The 20,208-nt window shown below is 52.8% G+C and carries 8 protein-coding genes; all 8 read left to right on the top strand.

Annotated elements, in window-relative coordinates; all coding sequences use genetic code 11:
• Window positions 1-129: 129 nt before the first annotated feature.
• The 8 genes from Pla100_RS25905 to Pla100_RS25865 all read left to right on the top strand — a co-directional run bounded on the left by Pla100_RS25905 (window position 130) and on the right by Pla100_RS25865 (window position 20,157).
• A complete protein-coding gene (locus tag Pla100_RS25905; RefSeq protein WP_146581488.1) occupies window positions 130-2,307 on the top strand; it encodes a right-handed parallel beta-helix repeat-containing protein in 2,178 nt (725 codons plus the stop codon).
• Between the two features lie 133 nt (window positions 2,308-2,440).
• A complete protein-coding gene (locus Pla100_RS25900; protein WP_146581486.1) occupies window positions 2,441-3,958 on the top strand; it encodes a sulfatase family protein in 1,518 nt (505 codons plus the stop codon).
• Between the two features lie 222 nt (window positions 3,959-4,180).
• Window positions 4,181-6,397, top strand: coding sequence for a right-handed parallel beta-helix repeat-containing protein (locus Pla100_RS25895; protein WP_146581484.1), 2,217 nt, complete (start codon window positions 4,181-4,183; stop codon window positions 6,395-6,397).
• Window positions 6,398-6,776: 379 nt separating this feature from the next.
• On the top strand, window positions 6,777-8,300 hold the full coding sequence (locus Pla100_RS25890) for an arylsulfatase (protein ID WP_146581482.1): 1,524 nt from the start codon (window positions 6,777-6,779) through the stop codon (window positions 8,298-8,300).
• A 264-nt stretch (window positions 8,301-8,564) separates the two neighbouring features.
• On the top strand, window positions 8,565-10,136 hold the full coding sequence (locus tag Pla100_RS25885) for a sulfatase (protein ID WP_146581480.1): 1,572 nt from the start codon (window positions 8,565-8,567) through the stop codon (window positions 10,134-10,136).
• 262 nt (window positions 10,137-10,398) lie between these two features.
• Window positions 10,399-11,730 carry a sulfatase-like hydrolase/transferase gene (locus Pla100_RS25880; protein WP_231603607.1) on the top strand — a complete coding sequence of 444 codons (1,332 nt, stop codon included), beginning with the start codon at window positions 10,399-10,401 and terminating at the stop codon, window positions 11,728-11,730.
• 474 nt (window positions 11,731-12,204) lie between these two features.
• A complete protein-coding gene (locus Pla100_RS31945) occupies window positions 12,205-15,693 on the top strand; it encodes an alpha-L-fucosidase (protein ID WP_231603605.1) in 3,489 nt (1,162 codons plus the stop codon).
• Window positions 15,694-15,747: 54 nt separating this feature from the next.
• Complete coding sequence (locus Pla100_RS25865) at window positions 15,748-20,157, top strand: sulfatase-like hydrolase/transferase (RefSeq protein ID WP_231603603.1); 4,410 nt, start codon at window positions 15,748-15,750, stop codon at window positions 20,155-20,157.
• The last annotated feature ends 51 nt before the right edge of the window (window positions 20,158-20,208 follow it).

Genomic DNA, 20,208 nt, shown 5'->3' with positions numbered 1-20,208 from the left:
CGGAAATGCCCAAGCTGACAACGCTAGCCGCGGGTGCCGACCGATACCCGAGGCTAGCGCCGTCGGCTCAAATGAAGCAAACTACAAGACAGACGAACCTTGCCAAATAACAACTCGAACGAGCATCTCATGAAAGCACTTCCAATCTTGGCATTTACCCTACTCACAGGATCGTTGTTCGCAGCGACTTTGGGTTCGGCCGCTGGAACGCAAGCGAACTTCTATGTCTCCCCCACCGGATCCGATGAATGGTCCGGGACATTGGATGCCCCCAATGCCGATGCCAGCGATGGTCCGTTCGAGACACTGACGCGAGCGCGCGATGCCGTTCGCGTTCTCAATCGGCAAGAGCCGAAAGACATCGTCGTTCTGGTTCGCGAAGGAACTTATCGGTTGAGTGAAACCGTTGTCTTCGGCATCGAAGACTCGGGGCAAGAGGATTCAACAGTGACCTATGCGGCGTACCCCGACGAGACACCGGTCTTTAGCTCGGGAAAGTCCATCGAGGGCTGGAAGAAAGTCACGGACAATTTACCGGGGCTCCCTGACGCGGCCATTGGGAACGTGTGGATGGCCGAAACGTCGGATCGATTTTTCACGCTCTATGACTCCGAAGGAATGCTTCCGCGGGCCAAGTCATCTGGGTTCATACCGCTCAAAGGCGGCAGCCGCAACCGACTTCATTTTCCGGAAGGCCGATTGAAGAATTGGTCGAACGTGACGGACGTTGAAATCATTGTCCGGCCGCATCACGCATGGATTTCAAACGTGCTGCCACTGGAATCGGTTGATGAAGAAAAGCAATTGGCAACCACGTCCATCGACGCCACCTACGCGATGAACGTGCTTCACTTTCTGCCGACGGTCGAATCCTGCTGGGTGGAAAACGCACTCGAGGAACTCGATGAACCCGGTGAATGGGTACTCAATACGGAGCAAGGCAAGGTCTACCTCTGGCCGCGAAACACAACGTCCGTCTTGGCTCCTCAATTGACAGAGTTGATTCTTATCGAAGGTGAAATCGACAAACCAGGGCCGAACGACATCCCAGCGCGGAATTTGTGCCTTCGCGGCCTGACATTCATGCACGGTGAACGCTACCAGTTAACCGCCGACGATGCGGGACTGCAGCACGATTGGGATATGCACGATAAGGCCAACGCTTTGGTTCGTCTGCGTGGTACCGAGAACTGCAAGATCGAGAAATGTCACTTTGCTCACAGCGGCAGCGGTGCGATCCGTGTGGATTTGCATGGACAGGAAAACAAGATCTCCGGCAACCATATCGAGCACATGGGAGGCGCCGGTATCCTGCTATGCGGTTACGGTCCGGGAGCCAAAGATGTGAGCAAGAACAACCTTGTCTTCAACAACCACATTCATCACATGGGGCGAATTTATCTTCATTCGCCTGGAATCATGGTCTGGCAGAGCGGTAATAATCGTGTGGCGAACAATCTGATTCACCACATGCCTTACAGCGGAATGATCCTCTCCGGTGTCATGACCGACTTCTTCAACAAGCAGGGCCGAGAACTTTCTCGAACCATTCGGAAGCAGGAAGTCGGTGACTTGCCTCGAAATCTGAATCTGGAAGACGTACGCCCATTCCTTCACTCTCGTGACAATAAGTTCGAGTACAACGAGATCCACCATGTGATGGAGACGATGGGCGACGGCAACGGAATCTACATTCGCGGTGCTGGTGCGGGTAATGTGATCCGCCGCAATTACATTCATCATCTGGTCACACCCATGCTGATGCAAGCCGCAATTCGAACTGACGGAGGACAGCAAGATACGCTCATCACCGAGAATGTGATCTTTAAGTGCATGGCGCAAGGGATCATCTTGAAGCTGAACAATCGTGCCGAGAAAAATATCGTTGCGGACGTCCTTGCGCCGCCTCGAGGGTATTACCTGTCGCTGCGAGAAGGGCCTTTGACCGATGCGGTTATCGAACGCAATGTTTTCTATTCCATCAACAAAGAAACTGTTTTTATCGATGAGTTGGCTCCTGGAAACGGAAGAAAGACCGAGGATAGCCGAGGACGAGAATTGGCGCGATCGAAGGACGCGAAGACTGATTTGAATATCTACTACTGCGCGATTGATCCTGAATTGGGTAGGCAGGTGTTGGAAAAACAGCGAGCCGACGGAGTCGACGCCAACAGTCGTGCGGTCGACCCGATGTTCGTCGATCCTGAAAACGGCGATTTCCGATTCATGCCGGGATCGCCCGCGTTGGAGATGGGCATCGTCCCGATCGACCTGTCCCAAGTCGGTTTGCGTGACACCGAACAGTAAAGAAAATCATCGACGAATGATCTGAGGGCGCGTTTGTTGTCTGTCTGATGGCAGACTCTGCCCCTCGGGAGACCATTCTACAATTGTTATTTGGACGCGTCCTGCTGTCGCCCTTGCCCAATTGAGAAACAACATGAAACCAATATTCGAAGTTAGCCCAGTCTTGAAAATCACCAATTTGCTTCTGCTAGTGACCTCTGCATTCTTACCAAGTGAGAACGCGAGTTCGCTGGCTACCGCGGCCGACGGAGCGGGTGCAAAGCCGAACATCGTTTTTCTGTTCGCCGACGACCAAAATACTTATTCAGTTGGGTGCTATGGAAATAAGGATGTTCAGACACCGAACATGGATCAGCTTGCTCGTGAGGGCGTGCTTTTCGACAGGCACTACAACACGACAGCCATCTGCATGGCCAGCCGGGCGAATGTGTTTACGGGGATGTACGAATACAAAACGGGATGCAATTTCAATCATGGCGATATGAAGTCCAAGGTTTGGGAAAAGTCTTATCCCGTTTTGTTGCGAGAAGCTGGTTACCTAACAGCCTTCGCCGGAAAGTTTGGAATCGTGGTCGAGGGCAAAGGGTTATGCGAAGACGATTTCGACTTTTGGGGGGGAAGTCCGGGGCAGACGGAATATGCGACGGTAAAGAACAAGTCGATGCGGAAGTATGCTGAAAAGTACCCCCATTCAACCTTGTCTTACGGAGCTTTCGGACAGGATGTGATCCGTGAATCAGTCAAGCAAAAGAAGCCTTTCTGTTTATCGATTAGCTTTAAAGCACCACACAAGCCAGCGACTCCTGATCCTCGCTTTAACGAAATTTACGCGGGTAAGAAATTCACCAAACCACAAAATTTCGGTCGTCAATTCGGCGAACATCTATCACCGCAAAGCAAGGCGGGTCGCCAGTATCCTCGCTTTACAGAGTGGAACTATGACACCGACTACGACGGCGAAATGGCAAAGTACCATCAGCAGGTCTATGGAATCGACGTCGCCATCGGGATGATCCGGGACCAATTGCGGGAACAGAACGTGGCGGACAACACAGTCGTAATCTACACCAGTGACAACGGCTACATTTGCGGCTCGCATGGCTATGGCTCGAAAGTTTTGCCCATGGAAGAATCCGCTCGCGTTCCACTGATGATCTACGATCCACGCAGTCCGCTCAATGGTCAACAGATTCGCTGTGAACAACTGACGGGCAACATTGACATTGGGCCAACGATTTTGGATATCGCCGGTCTTTCGCCGCCCGTCAACATGGATGGAAAGAGCCTGCTGGGATTGCTGCAGAATCCAAACGAAGGTGGTCACGAGCAATTGGCTTTCATCAACACATGGGGTGCAGTTCCGACGACAAGCCTCACTTGCCTGACCAAAAGATACAAATACACGTACTGGTGGTACGGCGACAAAACGATGAGTCCCGCTGAAGAACTCTTCGATCTGCAAAGCGACCCGTTGGAGCTGACCAACCTCGCTATCAGCTCCGATAGTGCGAGTCTCTTAGAAGCGATGCGTCAGCGGTACGACCAAGAACTTGCCAAGTGGAATCAGCAGGCCGTTAATTACAACGACTATCAACGCTACGGAAAACTGTTTGATCGAACGATCCCTCTTTCGTCAAAGAAAGTGAAGTGACACGCAACGGCGTTCCCAATCGAATTGATACTTGGGACGGTGACTCGCTTGATGATCGTCTTGTCGGGTTTCGTTTTACCAGCATTTTGTAACAAACTACCCGATACTCTCACGTTCGGCTCACAAAACGGATCTGTCGACTTATAGAAAAGACGAACGAACACTATGAACGAGCATTGGCAGTCCTGTTGTTTACAAAGGATCACTTTACTTTTGATTCCTATGCTGGCTCTCTTTGGGGCGTCCGATGCGAGTTTTGCTTTGGACGTCTACGTTTCTGTCGACGGAAACGCTGAGGCTGATGGCAGTATCGCTCACCCTTACGGATCTCTTCACGATGCCGTGCAGGCCGTGAGGACTTTGCGCACAGCAGGCAATACCGAGCCGGTGGTAATTACTCTCCGCGTGGGACGCCATCAGGTCAACGAAACGTTGGTGTTGGGAATCGCAGACGCTGCGCAGACGTCAAGCAATGCGGCGTTCGAACAATATGGAGCTGGCGATGAGATCGGTCCCGCTTATTTGACATTTGCTGCCTACCCCGGCGAGCATCCAGTAGTGAGTGGGGGCGTGCCAGTTACCGGTTGGACGCGATTGGAGTCACCGCCTGCTGATTTGCCTGCCACGGCGGTGGGCAAGGTCTGGGTGACAGACATGCCTTCGGACATGGATCGATTCTATACGCTCTATGACAACTATGGACGTCTGAATCGCGCTCGCAATTCTGGGTTCGCCTACACCAAACCTGGTAGTGCACGAACGCTGCACTTTCCGCAAGGAGCTTTGAGAAATTGGAGCAATGTGGAGGACGTCGAAATCCAGGCAAGGCCCGGTCGCGCCTGGGTGATCAACATGCTTCCGCTTGCTTCGGTCGATGAAGTTGATCAGGTCGCCACTACCAGCGTTTCCGCGACCTATCCGATGGGGCCCTTGGCGCCTTATCTGCACAAGCCTGGCGACTCCGTCGTATGGGTTGAGAATATTATTGATGCGCTAGACGAACCCGGTGAATGGGTGGTCAATACGCAGACGCGAAAGATCTATTTGTGGCCCTCTGATCCTGCCCCGGATGGATCGCCACGTGGAATCCTTGCGCCAACGACGACTGAACTGATTCGTGTCGAAGGGGTCATCGACTACCAAGGTCCGACGGACACGCCCGTTCGCGGCATTGCTTTTTCTGGACTGACTTTTTCGCATGCGGATCGTTGGGCATGGAAAAACGATGAAGGTCGCGTGGGTTGGGGCATGCAGCACGACTGGGACATGTTCGATCGTCCCACCGCCCTGCTTCGATTCCGTGGAGCTGAAGACTGTCGGGTGACAGATTGCACGTTTATCAATTCCGGTGGTTCCGGTTTGCGCATGGACCTGCATGCCCAACGCAATCGCGTTGTTGATTCCGAGTTCGCTCACCTAGGCGAGGCGGGAATTCTGCTGGCAGGTTATGGCCCCGGAACCAAAGACGCCAACCACCACAACGACATCATCAACAACCACATCCATCATTTCAGTGAAATCACTTGGCATTCCCCAGGACTATGGGCTTGGCAGAGTGGACACAATCGGATGGTCCACAACGAGTTGCACCATAGTGGTTATGCAGCGGTGCTGATCACCACGCGCGTGGAACCTGACCGGAGTCTAAATGGCGAGGGCGGAAGAACGGTTCGCCGGCATGAGATTGCGGCTGAGGACGAGAAACGGACACGCGGTGGATATGAGAGCTGGAAAATCCGCGAGAGGTACAATCATGCCCGGCACAACCTTCTGGAGCACAACGAGATTTCACACGCCGTTGAATTGCTCTCTGATGGAAATGGTATCTATGTGTCCGGAACGGGAACAGGGAATATCGTTCGCTACAACTACCTTCACGACAACCTTGCGCACTCCCTACCAGCGGCCATCCGTTGCGATGATGACCAACATGAAACGCTCATCTATGGAAACGTCCTCTACAACAACGCTGGATTCTCCGCAGCAATCGCCTCGAAGGGTGTCAACGACATCATCAACAATTTCATCGTAGCACCAGCGGTGGTTCCCAGGTCGGGATACATCAGCTTTGAATGGGCTCCAGTAGCGGGCTCGAAGGCACACCGCAACATTATTTTGTCACATCCCGATGGTGGTAGTGCCTATTCCGAAAGGCTCAGAAGTGGACAGACAAGTGGAGGTCCCAAGCTCGTGTCGACGGACATGGATTCAAACCTCTACTACCATCCAACGAATCCGCATTGGATTGACGATCATCTGATAAAAATGCGGGCGGTAGGCAAAGAGGACGCCAGCCTCTTTGGTGATCCTCTGTTTACAGATCCCGGCAATGGCGATTTCACTTTCCGCCCCGGCAGTCCCGCCGTGGTACTGGGAATCGAGTCACTGGACGTCTCGAAAATGGGGCGGACGAGCAAGGACAGTGTTGACCATCAGTGATTGAAGTCATTCATTGGAATGATCGTCCAAATGCTTCGAACTGTGTCGACTCTGTTAAAGAGTTCTATTGGATTGGTGCTGAAGACGTTGATGCGGAAAAATCTCGTCTCATGGAGTCAAGCCAGTTTCTCGGCGAAGGCCCAGGCGACGTAATGACAACTTGCCGTTTGTCTTGGTTGATAACATCGTCTCTGTATTGACGTTGCTTCGCTTCACAAGAACCGATCTTGACAACTACAATACGTTCTGAAACCCGTCCAGCGCACCGCAGCGACAACCGGGGGGCATGTCTACGGGAGAGGAACAATGTCTCGGAATGACCTTCGGTTGGAAGTGTTTGGCGAAGTGGTTTGGGAATGCTACTTTCGCAATCAAATCGATGAAAGCAGAACCCCACATCCCTAACATCCAACAAGCGGATGGTGATACCGAATTAGTCTCATCAGCGAAAGCAAAATTAGTGATACGGATACTTCTCCCAACGTTCAGTGCCCTTGGTCTTGGGACGCTGCTTGCTTTTGGAGCACCGACGCTTGCCCAAGCCGAATCCATCGAGAAACCCAATATCATCTATATCATGATGGATGAATGGGGCTACTTCGAATCCTCGGGGATGGGTCATCCAATTTTGCAAACCCCAAACATTGACAAAATGGCTCGCGAGGGCATGCGGTTCACCCAATTTTTGGCGGGCGCGAATGTTTGTGCTCCGACCCGCAGCACGCTGATGACGGGGCAACATACCGGACACACGACGGTACGACTCAATGGCGGCGGAGCAGCCCTGCGCTCCGACGATCGCACGATCGCAGATGTCGTACATGAGTGTGGATACACGACCGGAGGCTTCGGGAAATGGGGGCTCGGTGATGCAGGCACATCGGGTGTTCCAGAGAAACATGGATTCGACACGTTTTTTGGCTACTACCATCAGGTCCACGCTCACGTCTACTATCCGCGTTACCTGCTTCGCAACAGTGTCAAGGTTCCGCTGGAGGGTAACACGGGAGATCCTTATTTCGGTGAAGTGTTTGCACAAGATCTTATTCATGAGGCCGGGCTAGACTTCATTCGAGAGAATGCCAAGCGACCGTTCTTCGCATATATGCCATGGACACCACCTCACGGCCATTGGGGGATGCCCAAGGACGATCCCGCTTTTCTCAAGTACCGAGACAAGAATTGGGATGCAACAAACCAGCGTGGCGAAATCGATGCGCAGATTTACGCAGCGATGGTCGAGATGGTCGATCGTCAAATCGGAGACATCTTTGGGTTGCTTCGCGAACTCGATCTCGATCAAAAAACAATCGTTTTCGTCTGCGGTGACAACGGCGGGCAAGCCTACTTTCAGGATGAGCGTCATCCTCATGGCTTTTTGGGGCCCAACCTGAATCCGAAAACGGGCGAGCGGTTTCGTGCTGGCAAGGGAACGTTCTACGAAGGCGGGCTGCGGATTCCATTTATCGTTCGCTGGCCTGGTCACATTGCTCCAGGTTCGATCTCGAACCATCTTGGATACTTCCCCGATGTGATGGCTACCCTGTCCGAGCTTGTGGATGTGCCGCTCGACAAAAACGCTGACGGAATCTCGATTCTGCCAACGCTATTGGGGGAGGCAGTCGTCGGGCACGAGCAGAAACAACATCCCTACCTCTATTGGGAAGACGGGAAAAGCGTCGCCGTTCGAATGAACAATTGGAAAGCCATCAAACCGAATCCTTCGGCTCCATTTGAGTTGTACGATCTAAGTGAAGATTTGGTAGAAAAGAACAACGTTGCGACTCGCTTTCCTGAGGTTGTCGAGAAACTGAAGTTATATGCCACGGAAGCACACTCTGTCCCACGCTCAGGAACTGTCTTAGACCCAACCGTTGGATTCAAGGGCCACAACGCTCCGTAACAGCACTGCAGCTAGGACGATGATTGCGGCGGAAGCGTCAGCGGCACTTGAGGTGACGTCACTGGTCGTACCTCACAGCGTGAGCGTTTCTCAACTCGCAAATAGCTGCCTGGTCGACGTTTAAGCGATTTAAGAGACTGTAAGCAAATTCCTTCTTCGGCAACCAATTCAGCCAATGACGATACGGGTGAGGCCACCCAAAGGTCTCGAAGTCGGCTATGTTCCTATTGTCTCGCGTCAAGAATCCAACCCTGAGGATCATCAATGATGAAGCCATCAAATTTCATTCTGTTGTTGCTTTTAATGTTCGCGGTGCATGCCGTGGCTGATGATTCCTTCACGCAGGGCAAACCGAATGTGCTGTTTATCTCGATCGATGATCTCAACGATTGGGAAGGAGCAATGGGAGGCAACCCACAAGCCAAGACACCGAATCTCGATAAGCTCTCGACGCAAGGCATGCTGTTTACTAATGCGCATTGCTCACAAGCCGTCTGCATGGCGTCACGAAATTCACTGCTGAGCGGGATTCATCCGAGCACTTCGGGTTGGTACAGCTCGACGTCGAGTATGCGTAAGACGTACGACCAAGTGATGGGGGAGCACAAGATGCTGCCACAACACTTCAGGGATAACGGATACGAAACTCTGGCGGTCGGAAAAGTGTTTCACCAAGGAGTTTCAGATTACGGAGATCGCACGAAAGACTTCTGGGATGAAACTGCGCCAGGTTACAAAGTTCCCAAAAGCTTGCTCGCACGGGGTGATGGATACGGCGGCAAACACTTTTATCCATTTCCGAAAAATGGCAGTCAGATCATTGACCGCTACGGCAAAAAATACTCCGACGGAAATTCGTTGTGCTACGGCGCACTGGATCGCGAAGATATGCCTGGCGGGAAAATGTTCGATGAGCTGATTGCTGATTGGGCGGTCGATCAACTCACCCACGATCATACCAAGCCGTTCTTTCTCGCCGTTGGGTTTGTGCGACCACACGTCCCCTACACCGCACCGAAAGAATATTTCGACATGTACGATCTCGATGAGATTCGCATCCCCGAAGTGCCTGATGATGAAATGTCCGACATCCCAATGATGGGAAAGTCCATCGCTTATGGAACGATTCGGTCGGGTGATCACTACGCCGTCGTGAACCTGAGTGACACCTATTGGAAGGAAATGGTCTACGGCTACTTGGCGAGCGTTTCATTCGTCGACGCCCAAGCGGGCAAGGTGCTTGATGCGCTCGAGAATAGCAAGTATGCCGACAACACGATCGTCGTTCTTTGGTCTGACCATGGCCAACATCTGGGTGAGAAGAAACACTGGCGAAAGCAAGCGTTGTGGGAAGAATCGACTCGGGTGCCGTTGTTTTTCAAGGCGCCCGGTGTTTCCCTGGCTGACTCCAGATCCAGCGAGCCGGTGAGTCTGCTGGACGTTTACCCGACACTGGTCGAGTTATGTGACTTGCCGGCGGCACCAAAATTGGAAGGCAGTAGCCTGGTTCCTATGATGAAGGAGCCGTCGCGGAAAAGTGATCACCCAGTACTAACGAGTTGGTACTACGGCAACTACGCTGTTCGTAGTCATGATTGGCGATACATTCACTATCGAGATGGAACGGAAGAATTATACGACCATCGAACGGATCCGAACGAACACAAAAACGTTGCTGGTAATGCGGCACACTCCGCCGTCATCGCTGAACACAAGAGGTGGTTACCCAAAACCAATGCTTTGCCCGCTGGCAGCGATACGTGGAATGGTGACTCGCTTGATCGTCGGATCGAGCAATGGGAAGCCGACGAGTCACTTCCAGACTGGCTCCGCTAAGTACGGTCAATTATCTTCTAGACCTTAAATCGGAGCCGATGACGCTAGCCACCGTTCCGGCAGGGTCTTCGTTCCCCGATAACACCCGCGGCTAGCGCCGTCGACCCATCATTGATAGACAGCGACTCGTCGCAGTGAAACACAAACCAACATTTCGTCTTGAGTGAATAGATTGATAAATCAGAAGATCATATTTACCCTCTGCGTCTGTATCGCCTCCAGTGCAGCTTGTGTATCGGCTGAGAACGAGGCGCAACCTCGTTTGCCAAACATCGTTCTGATGATGAGCGATGACCAAGGATGGGGTGATGTCGGGTTCAACGGCAATGCGGACATCATTACGCCGAACTTAGACAGTATGGCGAAGAACGGCGTGCGGTTCGATCGATTCTACGCAGCGGCACCGCTCTGTTCGCCAACGCGTGGTAGCTGTTTAACAGGTCGCTTTCCATTTCGCTACGGAATCCTTGCTGCGCACACGTCTGGATTGCGAGTCGGTGAGACAACGATTGCTGAGATGCTCAAGAGCAAAGGATACTCCAATGGTTTTTTCGGTAAGTGGCACATCGGTTGGGTCAAGCCGGATGAACTTGGAACGCGTGGCCACTATTCGCCGCCGTCACACCATGGGTTTGACGAAGTCTTTGCCACGACGAGCGCCGTGCCAACTTGGGATCCGACCGTGACGCCCAAGGGCTGGGACAGTAAATCCAACAAGGTGGGTGAGCCTTGGAAAGGTGGCTTTCCTTACATGCACAACGGAAAAGAAGCGACCGAAAATCTTGAGGGTGATGACAGTCGTGTTATCATGGATCGAGTGATCCCCTTCATTGAACGGAACAAAGAACAACCCTTCTTTGTAACCGTTTGGTTTCATACTCCACATGAGCCCGTTGTCGCTGGTGAGCAGTACAAAAAGCTGTATGCCAAACGCGGACAATCACGTCAGAATTACTACGGTGCGATCACAGCGATGGACGAGCAAATTGGGCGTTTGCGAGACAAACTTCGAGAACTCGGTGTCGAAAAAGACACGCTCGTATTCTTCTGCAGCGACAATGGGCCCTCCGATGGCGCCGCAAAGAAAGGCATCGCGTCGGCGGGGCCATTTAAAGGTCACAAACATCAAATGTACGAGGGCGGTGTGCTGGTACCAGCTTGCGCCGAGTGGCCGGGTGTGATTAAACCCGACACAAAGACCGACGTGCGTGTCTCAACGATCGACTACTTTCCGACGATCGCGGGCATCGTGGGCTATTCGTTCTCAAGCCAAAAATCGAGGACGATTGACGGGATCGACCTGATGCCGGTGATCAGTGGGAAAGTCGTGCGGCGCGACAGGGATTTGTTTTTTGGTTTCCGCCGATTGCATGATGAAATCGATGGCAAGTCAATCATCAGTGGCGACTTCAAACTCTTGCGGGAAGCAAAACCGAACGGGCAAGTTCGTCTCTACGATCTGAGTCGCGACCCCTTCGAAGAGCATGATCTCGCCGCAGAGATGCCCGACGTGCTTGCAAAGATGATGCAATCACTTGAGGCCCTGGAAGCAAGCTGCCAACTCAGTCGCGATGGTGCTGACTACAGCTACTGACGAGGTCCGGGCATCGGTCCTGCAGCGTTGATCGTTTCTACTTTTCTTCCCAAAACGCAGGTTTCACCGCGTGTTGTGGACAGCAATCAGCCAGTGCTTTCGCAGCAATGTGGAAACAGAGGTCGCAATTCCTTAGTTGCGTGTCGCAAAACGTCATTGCTACTTGTTCGTGCAGTGCAGATCATATAGGTCTGCTTAGAGAGGCTGTTGGAAACTGGGGTGAGAACGACATCGAAGAGTGCGAATCGTCATCTTTTTTACCACGTTGTTTAGCCTTCGTTTTCCCAACATCCCGGCTTCAAGCGTCTTCGCGTTCACAAACGTGCCACTGTCCAGTTAAAGTGTCCTACGGCTCGTCTGCTGTGTCTGAAATGACGGAGACGCTCTTCTGTTTTCGTGCGTTGATGGCTCACAAGCCCGACGCTCAACTGAACACACGCTCTGACCGCAAACCCAATTATGTCGCGATAACTCATGACTCAGAAACTTTGCATCTACCTGCTCACTGTTGGGCTTTTCCTCTCGGGTGCCCTTACTGCGGCTGCCACAAATGTCGTGTTTATCATCTCGGACGACCAAGGCTATGGCGACCTTGGATGCACCGGAAATTCGATTATCAAGACACCCAACATCGACAAACTGGCGTCCGAAAGCTCTGGATTGAGCGACTATCACGTTGCTCCCACCTGCTCTCCCACGCGGTGCTCGCTACTAACGGGTCACTGGACGAATCGGACTGGGGTTTGGCACACCATCATGGGCCGTTCGATGTTGCGTGAGAACGAAGTCACGGTTGGTCAAATGTTCGCCGACGCTGGTTACGAGACCGGCATGTTTGGGAAATGGCACCTCGGTGACAACTATCCCTATCGTCCCGAAGATCGTGGTTTTACAGAAGTCTTTCGGCATGGCGGTGGCGGTATCGGGCAAACTCCCGACCTTTGGGACAACGCGTACTTCGACGGATCCTATTTCCACAACGGCGAAGTCGTCCCAGCGAAGGGGTTTTGTACCGATGTCTTCTTTGAGCAAGCCAACGCATTCATTAGCAAATGTGCCAAACAGCAGAAGCCATTCTTTGCCTACATCTCAACGAACGCGCCCCACAAGCCGCTGCACTGCCCGCCCGAATACTTCGAGATGTACAAAGATCAGTCCGATAGCATTGCCGCGTTCTATGGCATGATCACGAATGTCGACGACAACGTTGGCAAGACCCGCCGGTTGATCGAAGAACTCGGAGTCGCCGACGATACGATCTTCGTTTTTACCACGGACAATGGAACGGCCAGCGGTGCGAAGGTCTATAACGCGGGGATGAGAGACGGCAAAGGTAGCCCGTATGAAGGTGGTCACCGAGTCCCGTTTTTTCTTCGTTGGCCAGCCGGCGGTATCACTCAAAGGCATGACGTTCCTGTGTTAACGCACGCTGTTGATATTGTCCCGACGCTTCTCGAGATGACCGGTGTGAAGAAACCGGAAGGCGTGAAGTTTGATGGCGTCTCAATTGCCAGCTTGCTTGATCCGACCAAAAAAGTTGACTGGCCAGAACGCTTCGTGATCAGTGACTCTCAGCGCGTTCGCGATCCGATCAAGTGGCGCAGTTCGTCGGTCATGTCCCAGAAGTATCGACTCATCAACGGCAAAGAACTTTACGAAATTGCCGTCGATCCCGGACAGAAGAACAACATTGCCAACGACAATCCAGACGTTGTCGCAAAGATGCGAGAATTCTATGAACAATGGTGGGCGGAACTCAAACCGACGTTCTCACAGACCACCGAGATCTACCTCGGTCACCCCGAGCATCCCGTCGTCAACCTCACCGCTCACGATTGGATCCAGGAAATCTATCCTCCTTGGCACCAAGGATCGATTCGCGAAGCCGACCGCAAACATGCTGATTCCGAGAAACTCAAGCACTTAGGTTATTGGGCGGTGAAGGTAATCGAAGATGGAATGTATCGGATTTCGCTCCGCCGCTGGCCGGTCGAATCGGGAGCCGCGATCAACGCGGCGCTTCCGGCAGGAGAAAATGTTCCCGGTGCTGATAGAGCGTTTCGCGCCGTGGTTGGAAATGCCATCGGTGCTACGCATGGAGTCCTTCGAATCGATGGCAAGGATCTCGATCGGAAGCCCGTCGGGGAAGACGCCGAAGACGTAAGCTTTGTCACTGAACTCAAAAAGGGATCGCATCAACTCGCCCCAGTATTCCAAATCCCCGAAGGTGAATTGGGCGCGTATTACGTTGTCGTGACGAGGTTGACCGCGGACCAAGCAAAGCTTGAAGCTGGACCAAGTGGTGACTCTCGACTGGATTGGTGGCATGAAGCCAAGTTTGGGATGTTCGTTCACTGGGGTGTCTACTCGGTGACCGGGGGCGAATACAACGGTCAAAAGTTGCCCAACAGTGCCGAATGGATGATGGCTCGGGGCCAGATACCGATCGCTGAATACGAGAAGTATGCAAAACAGTTCAACCCGACGAAGTTCAACGCCGACGAGTTTGTCGGGCTCGCAAAACAAGCAGGCATGAAGTACATCGTGATCACCGCCAAACACCATGACGGGTTCGCGATGTTTGGTTCCACAGCAACCCACTACAACGTCGTCGAGGCGACGCCCTTCAAGCGTGACATCATGAAGGAACTTGCTGATGCTTGTCAGAAACAGGGCATCAAGTTCGGCTTCTATTATTCACAGGCCCAGGATTGGCATCACCCCGGTGGTTTCGGCAACAGTTGGGACAAGTCGATCAAACGGGTCAGCACCGACGAGTATGTCAACGAGAAAGCTGTCCCCGAAGTCCGCCAACTGCTGACTGAATACGGGCCGATTGGGATCTTTTGGTGGGACACGCCTCGCAAGATGAGCCAGGAATCGTTCGATGCATTGCATTCGTTGACCAAGTTGCAACCCAACGTGATTACGAATGATCGTTTGGGTGAAGGCTATCGTGGCGACTACAAAACATTTGAACGCAACATTCCTCAGCAAGCACCCGCTGGCGAAGACTGGGAAGTTTGTATGCCGATCAGTGGCAGTTGGGGCTACAAAAAAGGCGACAACGATTTCAAGTCGCCCGCACAATTGATTCGCAATTTGATTGATATCGCCAGCAAGGGTGGGAACTACTTGCTGAACGTCAGCCCTACCGGCGAAGGAACTCTTATGCCAGAGTCTGTCGAGCGGCTGAAGTTGATCGGTCAGTGGATGAAGATCAATGGCGAGTCCATCCATGGAACATCAGCCAGTCCACTTCCCAAGTTGGATTGGGGACGCTGTACAGCGAAATCGGTCGAAGGCGACACGCTGTTGTACTTACATGTCCTCAATTGGCCAAAGGACGGAAAGTTGCTGGTGCCAGGCGTTAAGAACGAAGTGCAGAGTGTCAACTTGTTGTCAGACGGCACTGTCTTGACCGCGCAAACGACTGACGCTGGGATTGAGTTGTCATTGCCAGCCGAGGCACCCGACGAATTCGCAAGTGTGATCGCATTGAAAGTCAACGGCACACTCGACGTCGGGATTCAATTACCCACACCGGGATCACAGGGGTTGCTCGTGCTTTCCGCTGACTCAGCCTATATCCACAACAACGAAGGCAGCCCGCAAGCTGATGTTCGCGTTCACGACAATGTCCCACACATAGGACACTGGATCGACTCACAAGCGTGGGTTGAGTGGAATATCAGTATCGACCGACCAGGACGATATCGGGTTGACGCCATCATGTCGGTCGAGAATGAGAAGACACAGTTTGGCTTTGGACTCCCAGGACAATTGCAACAGGCTGAGGCAACTTCCACCGGGAGTTATGGCGCATACGTAGAAAAGACTTTGGGGACGATCGATATCGGCCAACCCGGTCCGTGCAGTGTTCAGATCAAACCGGATGCTGGGCATTGGCAGCCAATGAACCTTCGGCGTGTTACTTTACAAAGAATTGAAGACCTACTGTAGAACTTTCAGTAGCAGCTTACTCACTACCGACTGAACACTCACCATCGACTGAATATGAAGTTCACCAAACTGACTGCGGTTTCATTGTTTTTGGTTTTTGGTTTTGCCAAGTCAACGCTGGCAAGTGACATCTATGTCAGCCCGTCAGGAAGTGATACCAATCAAGGCACGCAATCGTCACCGGTCGCAAGTCTTGCGAAAGCCCAATCGCTCGCACGGACGTTTTCCGGAATCGAGTCGGTGACCGTTCATGTTGCCGATGGCGTTTACTATTTGCCTGAAACGATCGTGTTTGAGCCAGCGGATTCAGGTTCGGATGAGCACCCGGTCGTTTACGCCGCCGAGCATGAAGGCGGAGCCGTGCTGAGCGGCGGAACCAAGCTGAGTCTTGCGTGGCAGCCGTACCGTAACGGAATCTTCGCAGCCATGACACCTGCTGGACTCGTCATCGATCAACTCTTCGTCGATGGCCAGAGCCAACGAATGGCACGCTATCCGAACTATGATGCGAGCAAACCGACGGAGGCGTATCAAGGTTTTGCCGCTGACGCATTTTCAATAGAGCGAGCAGCGGCTTGGGCCGATCCGACAGGCGGTTATATCCATGCGATGCACCGTTCGCGTTGGGGCGGATACCACTACCAAATCACCGGTAAAGACTCGAACGGTGAAGTGACCTACGAAGGCGGCTGGCAAAACAACCGCAAGTCGGGAATGCACAATGAATTCCGAATGGTGGAAAACATTTTTGAAGAGCTTGATGCTCCGGCGGAATGGTTTCATGACGTGACGACATCAACGCTGTATTACATGCCGGTCTCCGGCGTCGATCTTGCAAATGCAGTCGTCGAAGTCGTTCGCCTCAAACACTTGGTCGAGTTTCAAGGGTCGCTAGAGTCGCCCGTCCGAAATATCACGATGAAAGGTTTCGCCGTGCGTCATGCTGCGAGGACTTTCATGGAGACCAAAGAACAGATGCTGCGCAGTGATTGGGCCATCTATCGTGGTGGCGCTTTCGTGTTGACGGGAACCGAAGACATCCACATTGTCGATTGCGAATTTGATCAAGTCGGTGGCAACGCGATTTTTGTCAACAACTACAACCGCGGCACCGTGGTGAAGGGAACGCACATTCATGATACTGGTGCGAGTGGAGTGTGTTTTGTCGGTGACCCCGATGCGGTTCGCGATCCTTTGTTTGAGTATGGGCAGAAGAACGACCTAGAGAAGATCGATCGCACGCCGGGACCCAAGACGCAGAATTTTCCATCGCTCGGGACCGTCGAGGATTGTCTGATTCATGGCATCGGTCGTGTTGAGCGGCAACCCGCCGGCGTGCAGATGGAAATGTCGCAAGAGATCACCGTGCGTGACTGCTCCATTTACGACTGCGCTCGCGCTGGGATCAACATTGGCGACGGTGCCTGGGGTGGCCATCTGATCGAACGCTGCGACGTGTTCGATACGGTGCTGGAAACGCATGACCACGGTTCGTTCAACTCTTGGGGACGCGATCGCTATTGGCGCAGCGATCAGGGAACCTCACAAAAGGCGGTGGATGCAGATCCTGATCTACCGTTCTTGGACGCGGTCAAGACTACGACAATCCGCAACAGTCGCTGGCGCTGCGATCATGGTTGGGACATCGATTTGGATGATGGATCGAGCAACTACGACATCTACAACAACTTGCTGCTCAATAGCGGATTGAAGCTTCGCGAAGGATTCCGACGTCACGCCTGGAACAACGTCATCCCGTATGGCAGTTTTCACCCGCATGTTTGGTACGACGGCAGCAAAGATCAAGTGTACGCCAACATCTTTGCGTTCGCTCATCGTCCGGCGCGGATGTCCAGTCCCTACGTGAATGAAACGATGGTCGATCGGAACCTGTTCACAACCCAAGACCCGAGCATTTTAAAAGCCTCCGAGAAACTGGGCTGGGATAAACATTCTGTATTGGGCGACCCAATGTTTGTCGATCCTGCCAGCGGCGACTTTCGAGTCAAAGAAGGCTCTCCCGCTTTACAGCTTGGTTTCAAGAACTTCCCGATGGATCAGTTCGGGGTGAAGAAGGCGTCGCTCAAGGCGATTGCCGAAACGCCTGCGATCCCGGATCTAACCGCAGGACGCAGTCCCAATGCTCCGGTGAAAACCGTGCGACTGGCGAAGTCGAATCCCGTCTGGCTTGGGGCCACATTGCACAGCATCGAAGGTGAGGAGTTCTCGGCCTTTGGCACCAACAAAGAAGATGGTGGCGTCGCTCTGACAAAAGTGTCTAAAACCTCCGCTGCGGCAAAAGCCGGTCTCCGCGAGAACGATTTGATTCAAGCCGTCAATGGAAAGCCGGTCGCGACGGTTGAGAAGCTCTTTGGCGAACTATCCAAGACCGAGTCCGCTTCGGTCAAGCTGAAGGTGATTCGCGACCAGCAAGCGAGAGAACTGACTGTTGAACGGCCATCCGTTGTTGAAATCGAATCGTCATCCAGTGCGAATGGCTTCAAGAAACTTCCACTGCCTTCGTCAACGTCGGCAATAGTAACTACCAATCAAAAAACTAGTGATGACCCGATCAGCACGTTGATCGATGGTAAGTTGAATCAGGGATACGGCCCGATTTTTGGCAACGGAATCCGAGTCGGCGCCTACAAAATGGACTTGGGATCGTCAAGTTCTGTTGCTGCGGTCACCAGTTGGTCGTTCAACAAGGGCGGTAAACGCGGCGCACAGATACTGACAGTTTATGGCAGCAACGCGTCGTCCGATCCTGGTTGGGACCTGACGAAATTCACGGCGATTGGAAACATTTACACTGGCGAGGCAACCGCGGAATACACGGCAGCCTCGCTTCGCAGTCCGGAAGGCAAGCCGCTCGGTAAATTCCGGTGGATTGTCTGGGCGGTCTCACCGGTGACGGAAACTGGGGGCGGCGAGAATACCGCCTTTCAGGAATTCGCCGTCGAAGCGGAAGCGTCTGCCGACGTGCAGTCTGAATCACAGCGAGGCTCGAATGAAAACAGCAAGCCAAATTCAGAAGAAGTCAGCGGTCTCCCGCAAACCGCCAGACCCAACATTGTCTTCCTGATGACGGATGACCAACGATGGGACATGTTCGGCTGTTACGGGCGAAACGATGTCGAGACTCCCAATATCGACAAGCTCGCCGCACAAGGTGTGGTCTTCGATAACGCCTATTACGCGGTAGCGATCTGCATGCCCAGTCGCGCGACGATGTTCACCGGACGCTACTTTTCAGATCACAGATCGGGATTCACGTATCCTTATGATCGCGCGATCCCCAAGGAAGAGTTTGCTGATAGCTATCCGGCCCAGTTGAAACAGGCGGGATATCGCACCGGCTTCGTTGGCAAGTTTGGGACCCGTTTAGAAGAGATGGAGAAATCCGTTGCTGAGTCTTTTGACTATTTTGTTGTTGGAGACAACGTCTATTTTCCAAAAGGTGATCCAGGGTTAGAACAGATCTACCGGCACGACCGTCCAAGGCAAGAGCGGACTTTGAAGAAAGGCGACGCCATGATTCGGTTTCTGGAGACTCAACCCATTGAGCAACCGTTCTGTTTGTCGATCAGCTTTGACGCAGTCAAGAATGACAAAGACTCGGACATGTACGCGCCGCATGTGGAGCGATTCAAGGACAGACAGATGTGGGTGCCCGAAAACTGGGTCGCAGGGAAGAACGATCGGCTACCCGACGTGCTTGATCATTGCCGAGGCACCTATCTGCACGTCGCTCGAACCGCGACCCCAGAGCAGTATCAAAACGTCGCACGCCGATTTGCCGTCCAAGGCTATACCGTCGATCTGCAAGTTGAACGCCTGATGGCAAAGCTAGAAGAGATGGGGGTGCTGGAAAATACTGTCGTCATCTACACCAGTGACAATGGCCGCTTCCACGGTTCTCAGGGACTCTTTGACAAAGCGATTCTATATGAGGAAGCCATGAAAGAGCCTCTCATTATTTTCGATGGTAGGGCTCCACAATCACAACGAGGGCGTCGTGTGGACGCGATGGTTTCTTCCGTCGATATAGCTCCGACGATTCTCTCACTGGCGGGTTTGAAGACTCCAGAGATCGTGAAGGGGCGTGACTTGCGTGGCTTGTTGAAAGGCACGCAGGACCTGTCCCAGTGGCGTGATGCGGTACTACTGGAAAACTTCTTTATCCAGGAAATCCACGCTGCTGGCGTCAAGAAGCGTCCTGACATTCCCGAGCTCAATGATGAACTCATCGCTGGAAATCGATCCTATCGTACGCAAGGAATTCGTACAGATCGATACAAGTATTTTAGGTACCACGAGCATGACCCCGTCATCGAAGAACTCTACGATCTGGCGAAGGACCCGCACGAGCTGAACAACCTCGTTTCCAACCCAGAATACGCGGATGTCTTGTCAAAGTTGAGGACGAAAACCGAGGAACTCTTGGCCGAAGCGATCAAGTAACTTCGCTTTGTCGAGCAGATCATTTCTCAACAACCCATCGGAGAACCCAAC

This window comes from Neorhodopirellula pilleata, from assembly GCF_007859915.1.
Taxonomy (GTDB): Bacteria; Planctomycetota; Planctomycetia; order Pirellulales; family Pirellulaceae; genus Rhodopirellula; species Rhodopirellula pilleata.
This window is presented reverse-complemented; position numbering and strand designations above follow the sequence as displayed.

What these genes read in the sequence shown, in the direction of transcription:
- Pla100_RS25895 (WP_146581484.1), top strand. Translation starts at nt 4,181, where the DNA reads ATGCTGGCTCTCTTTGGGGCGTCCGATGCGAGTTTTGCTTTGGACGTC.
- Pla100_RS31945 (WP_231603605.1), top strand. Translation starts at nt 12,205, where the DNA reads ATGACTCAGAAACTTTGCATCTACCTGCTCACTGTTGGGCTTTTCCTC.
- Pla100_RS25865 (WP_231603603.1), top strand. Translation starts at nt 15,748, where the DNA reads ATGAAGTTCACCAAACTGACTGCGGTTTCATTGTTTTTGGTTTTTGGT.
- Pla100_RS25900 (WP_146581486.1), top strand. Translation starts at nt 2,441, where the DNA reads ATGAAACCAATATTCGAAGTTAGCCCAGTCTTGAAAATCACCAATTTG.
- Pla100_RS25885 (WP_146581480.1), top strand. Translation starts at nt 8,565, where the DNA reads ATGATGAAGCCATCAAATTTCATTCTGTTGTTGCTTTTAATGTTCGCG.
- Pla100_RS25905 (WP_146581488.1), top strand. Translation starts at nt 130, where the DNA reads ATGAAAGCACTTCCAATCTTGGCATTTACCCTACTCACAGGATCGTTG.
- Pla100_RS25890 (WP_146581482.1), top strand. Translation starts at nt 6,777, where the DNA reads ATGAAAGCAGAACCCCACATCCCTAACATCCAACAAGCGGATGGTGAT.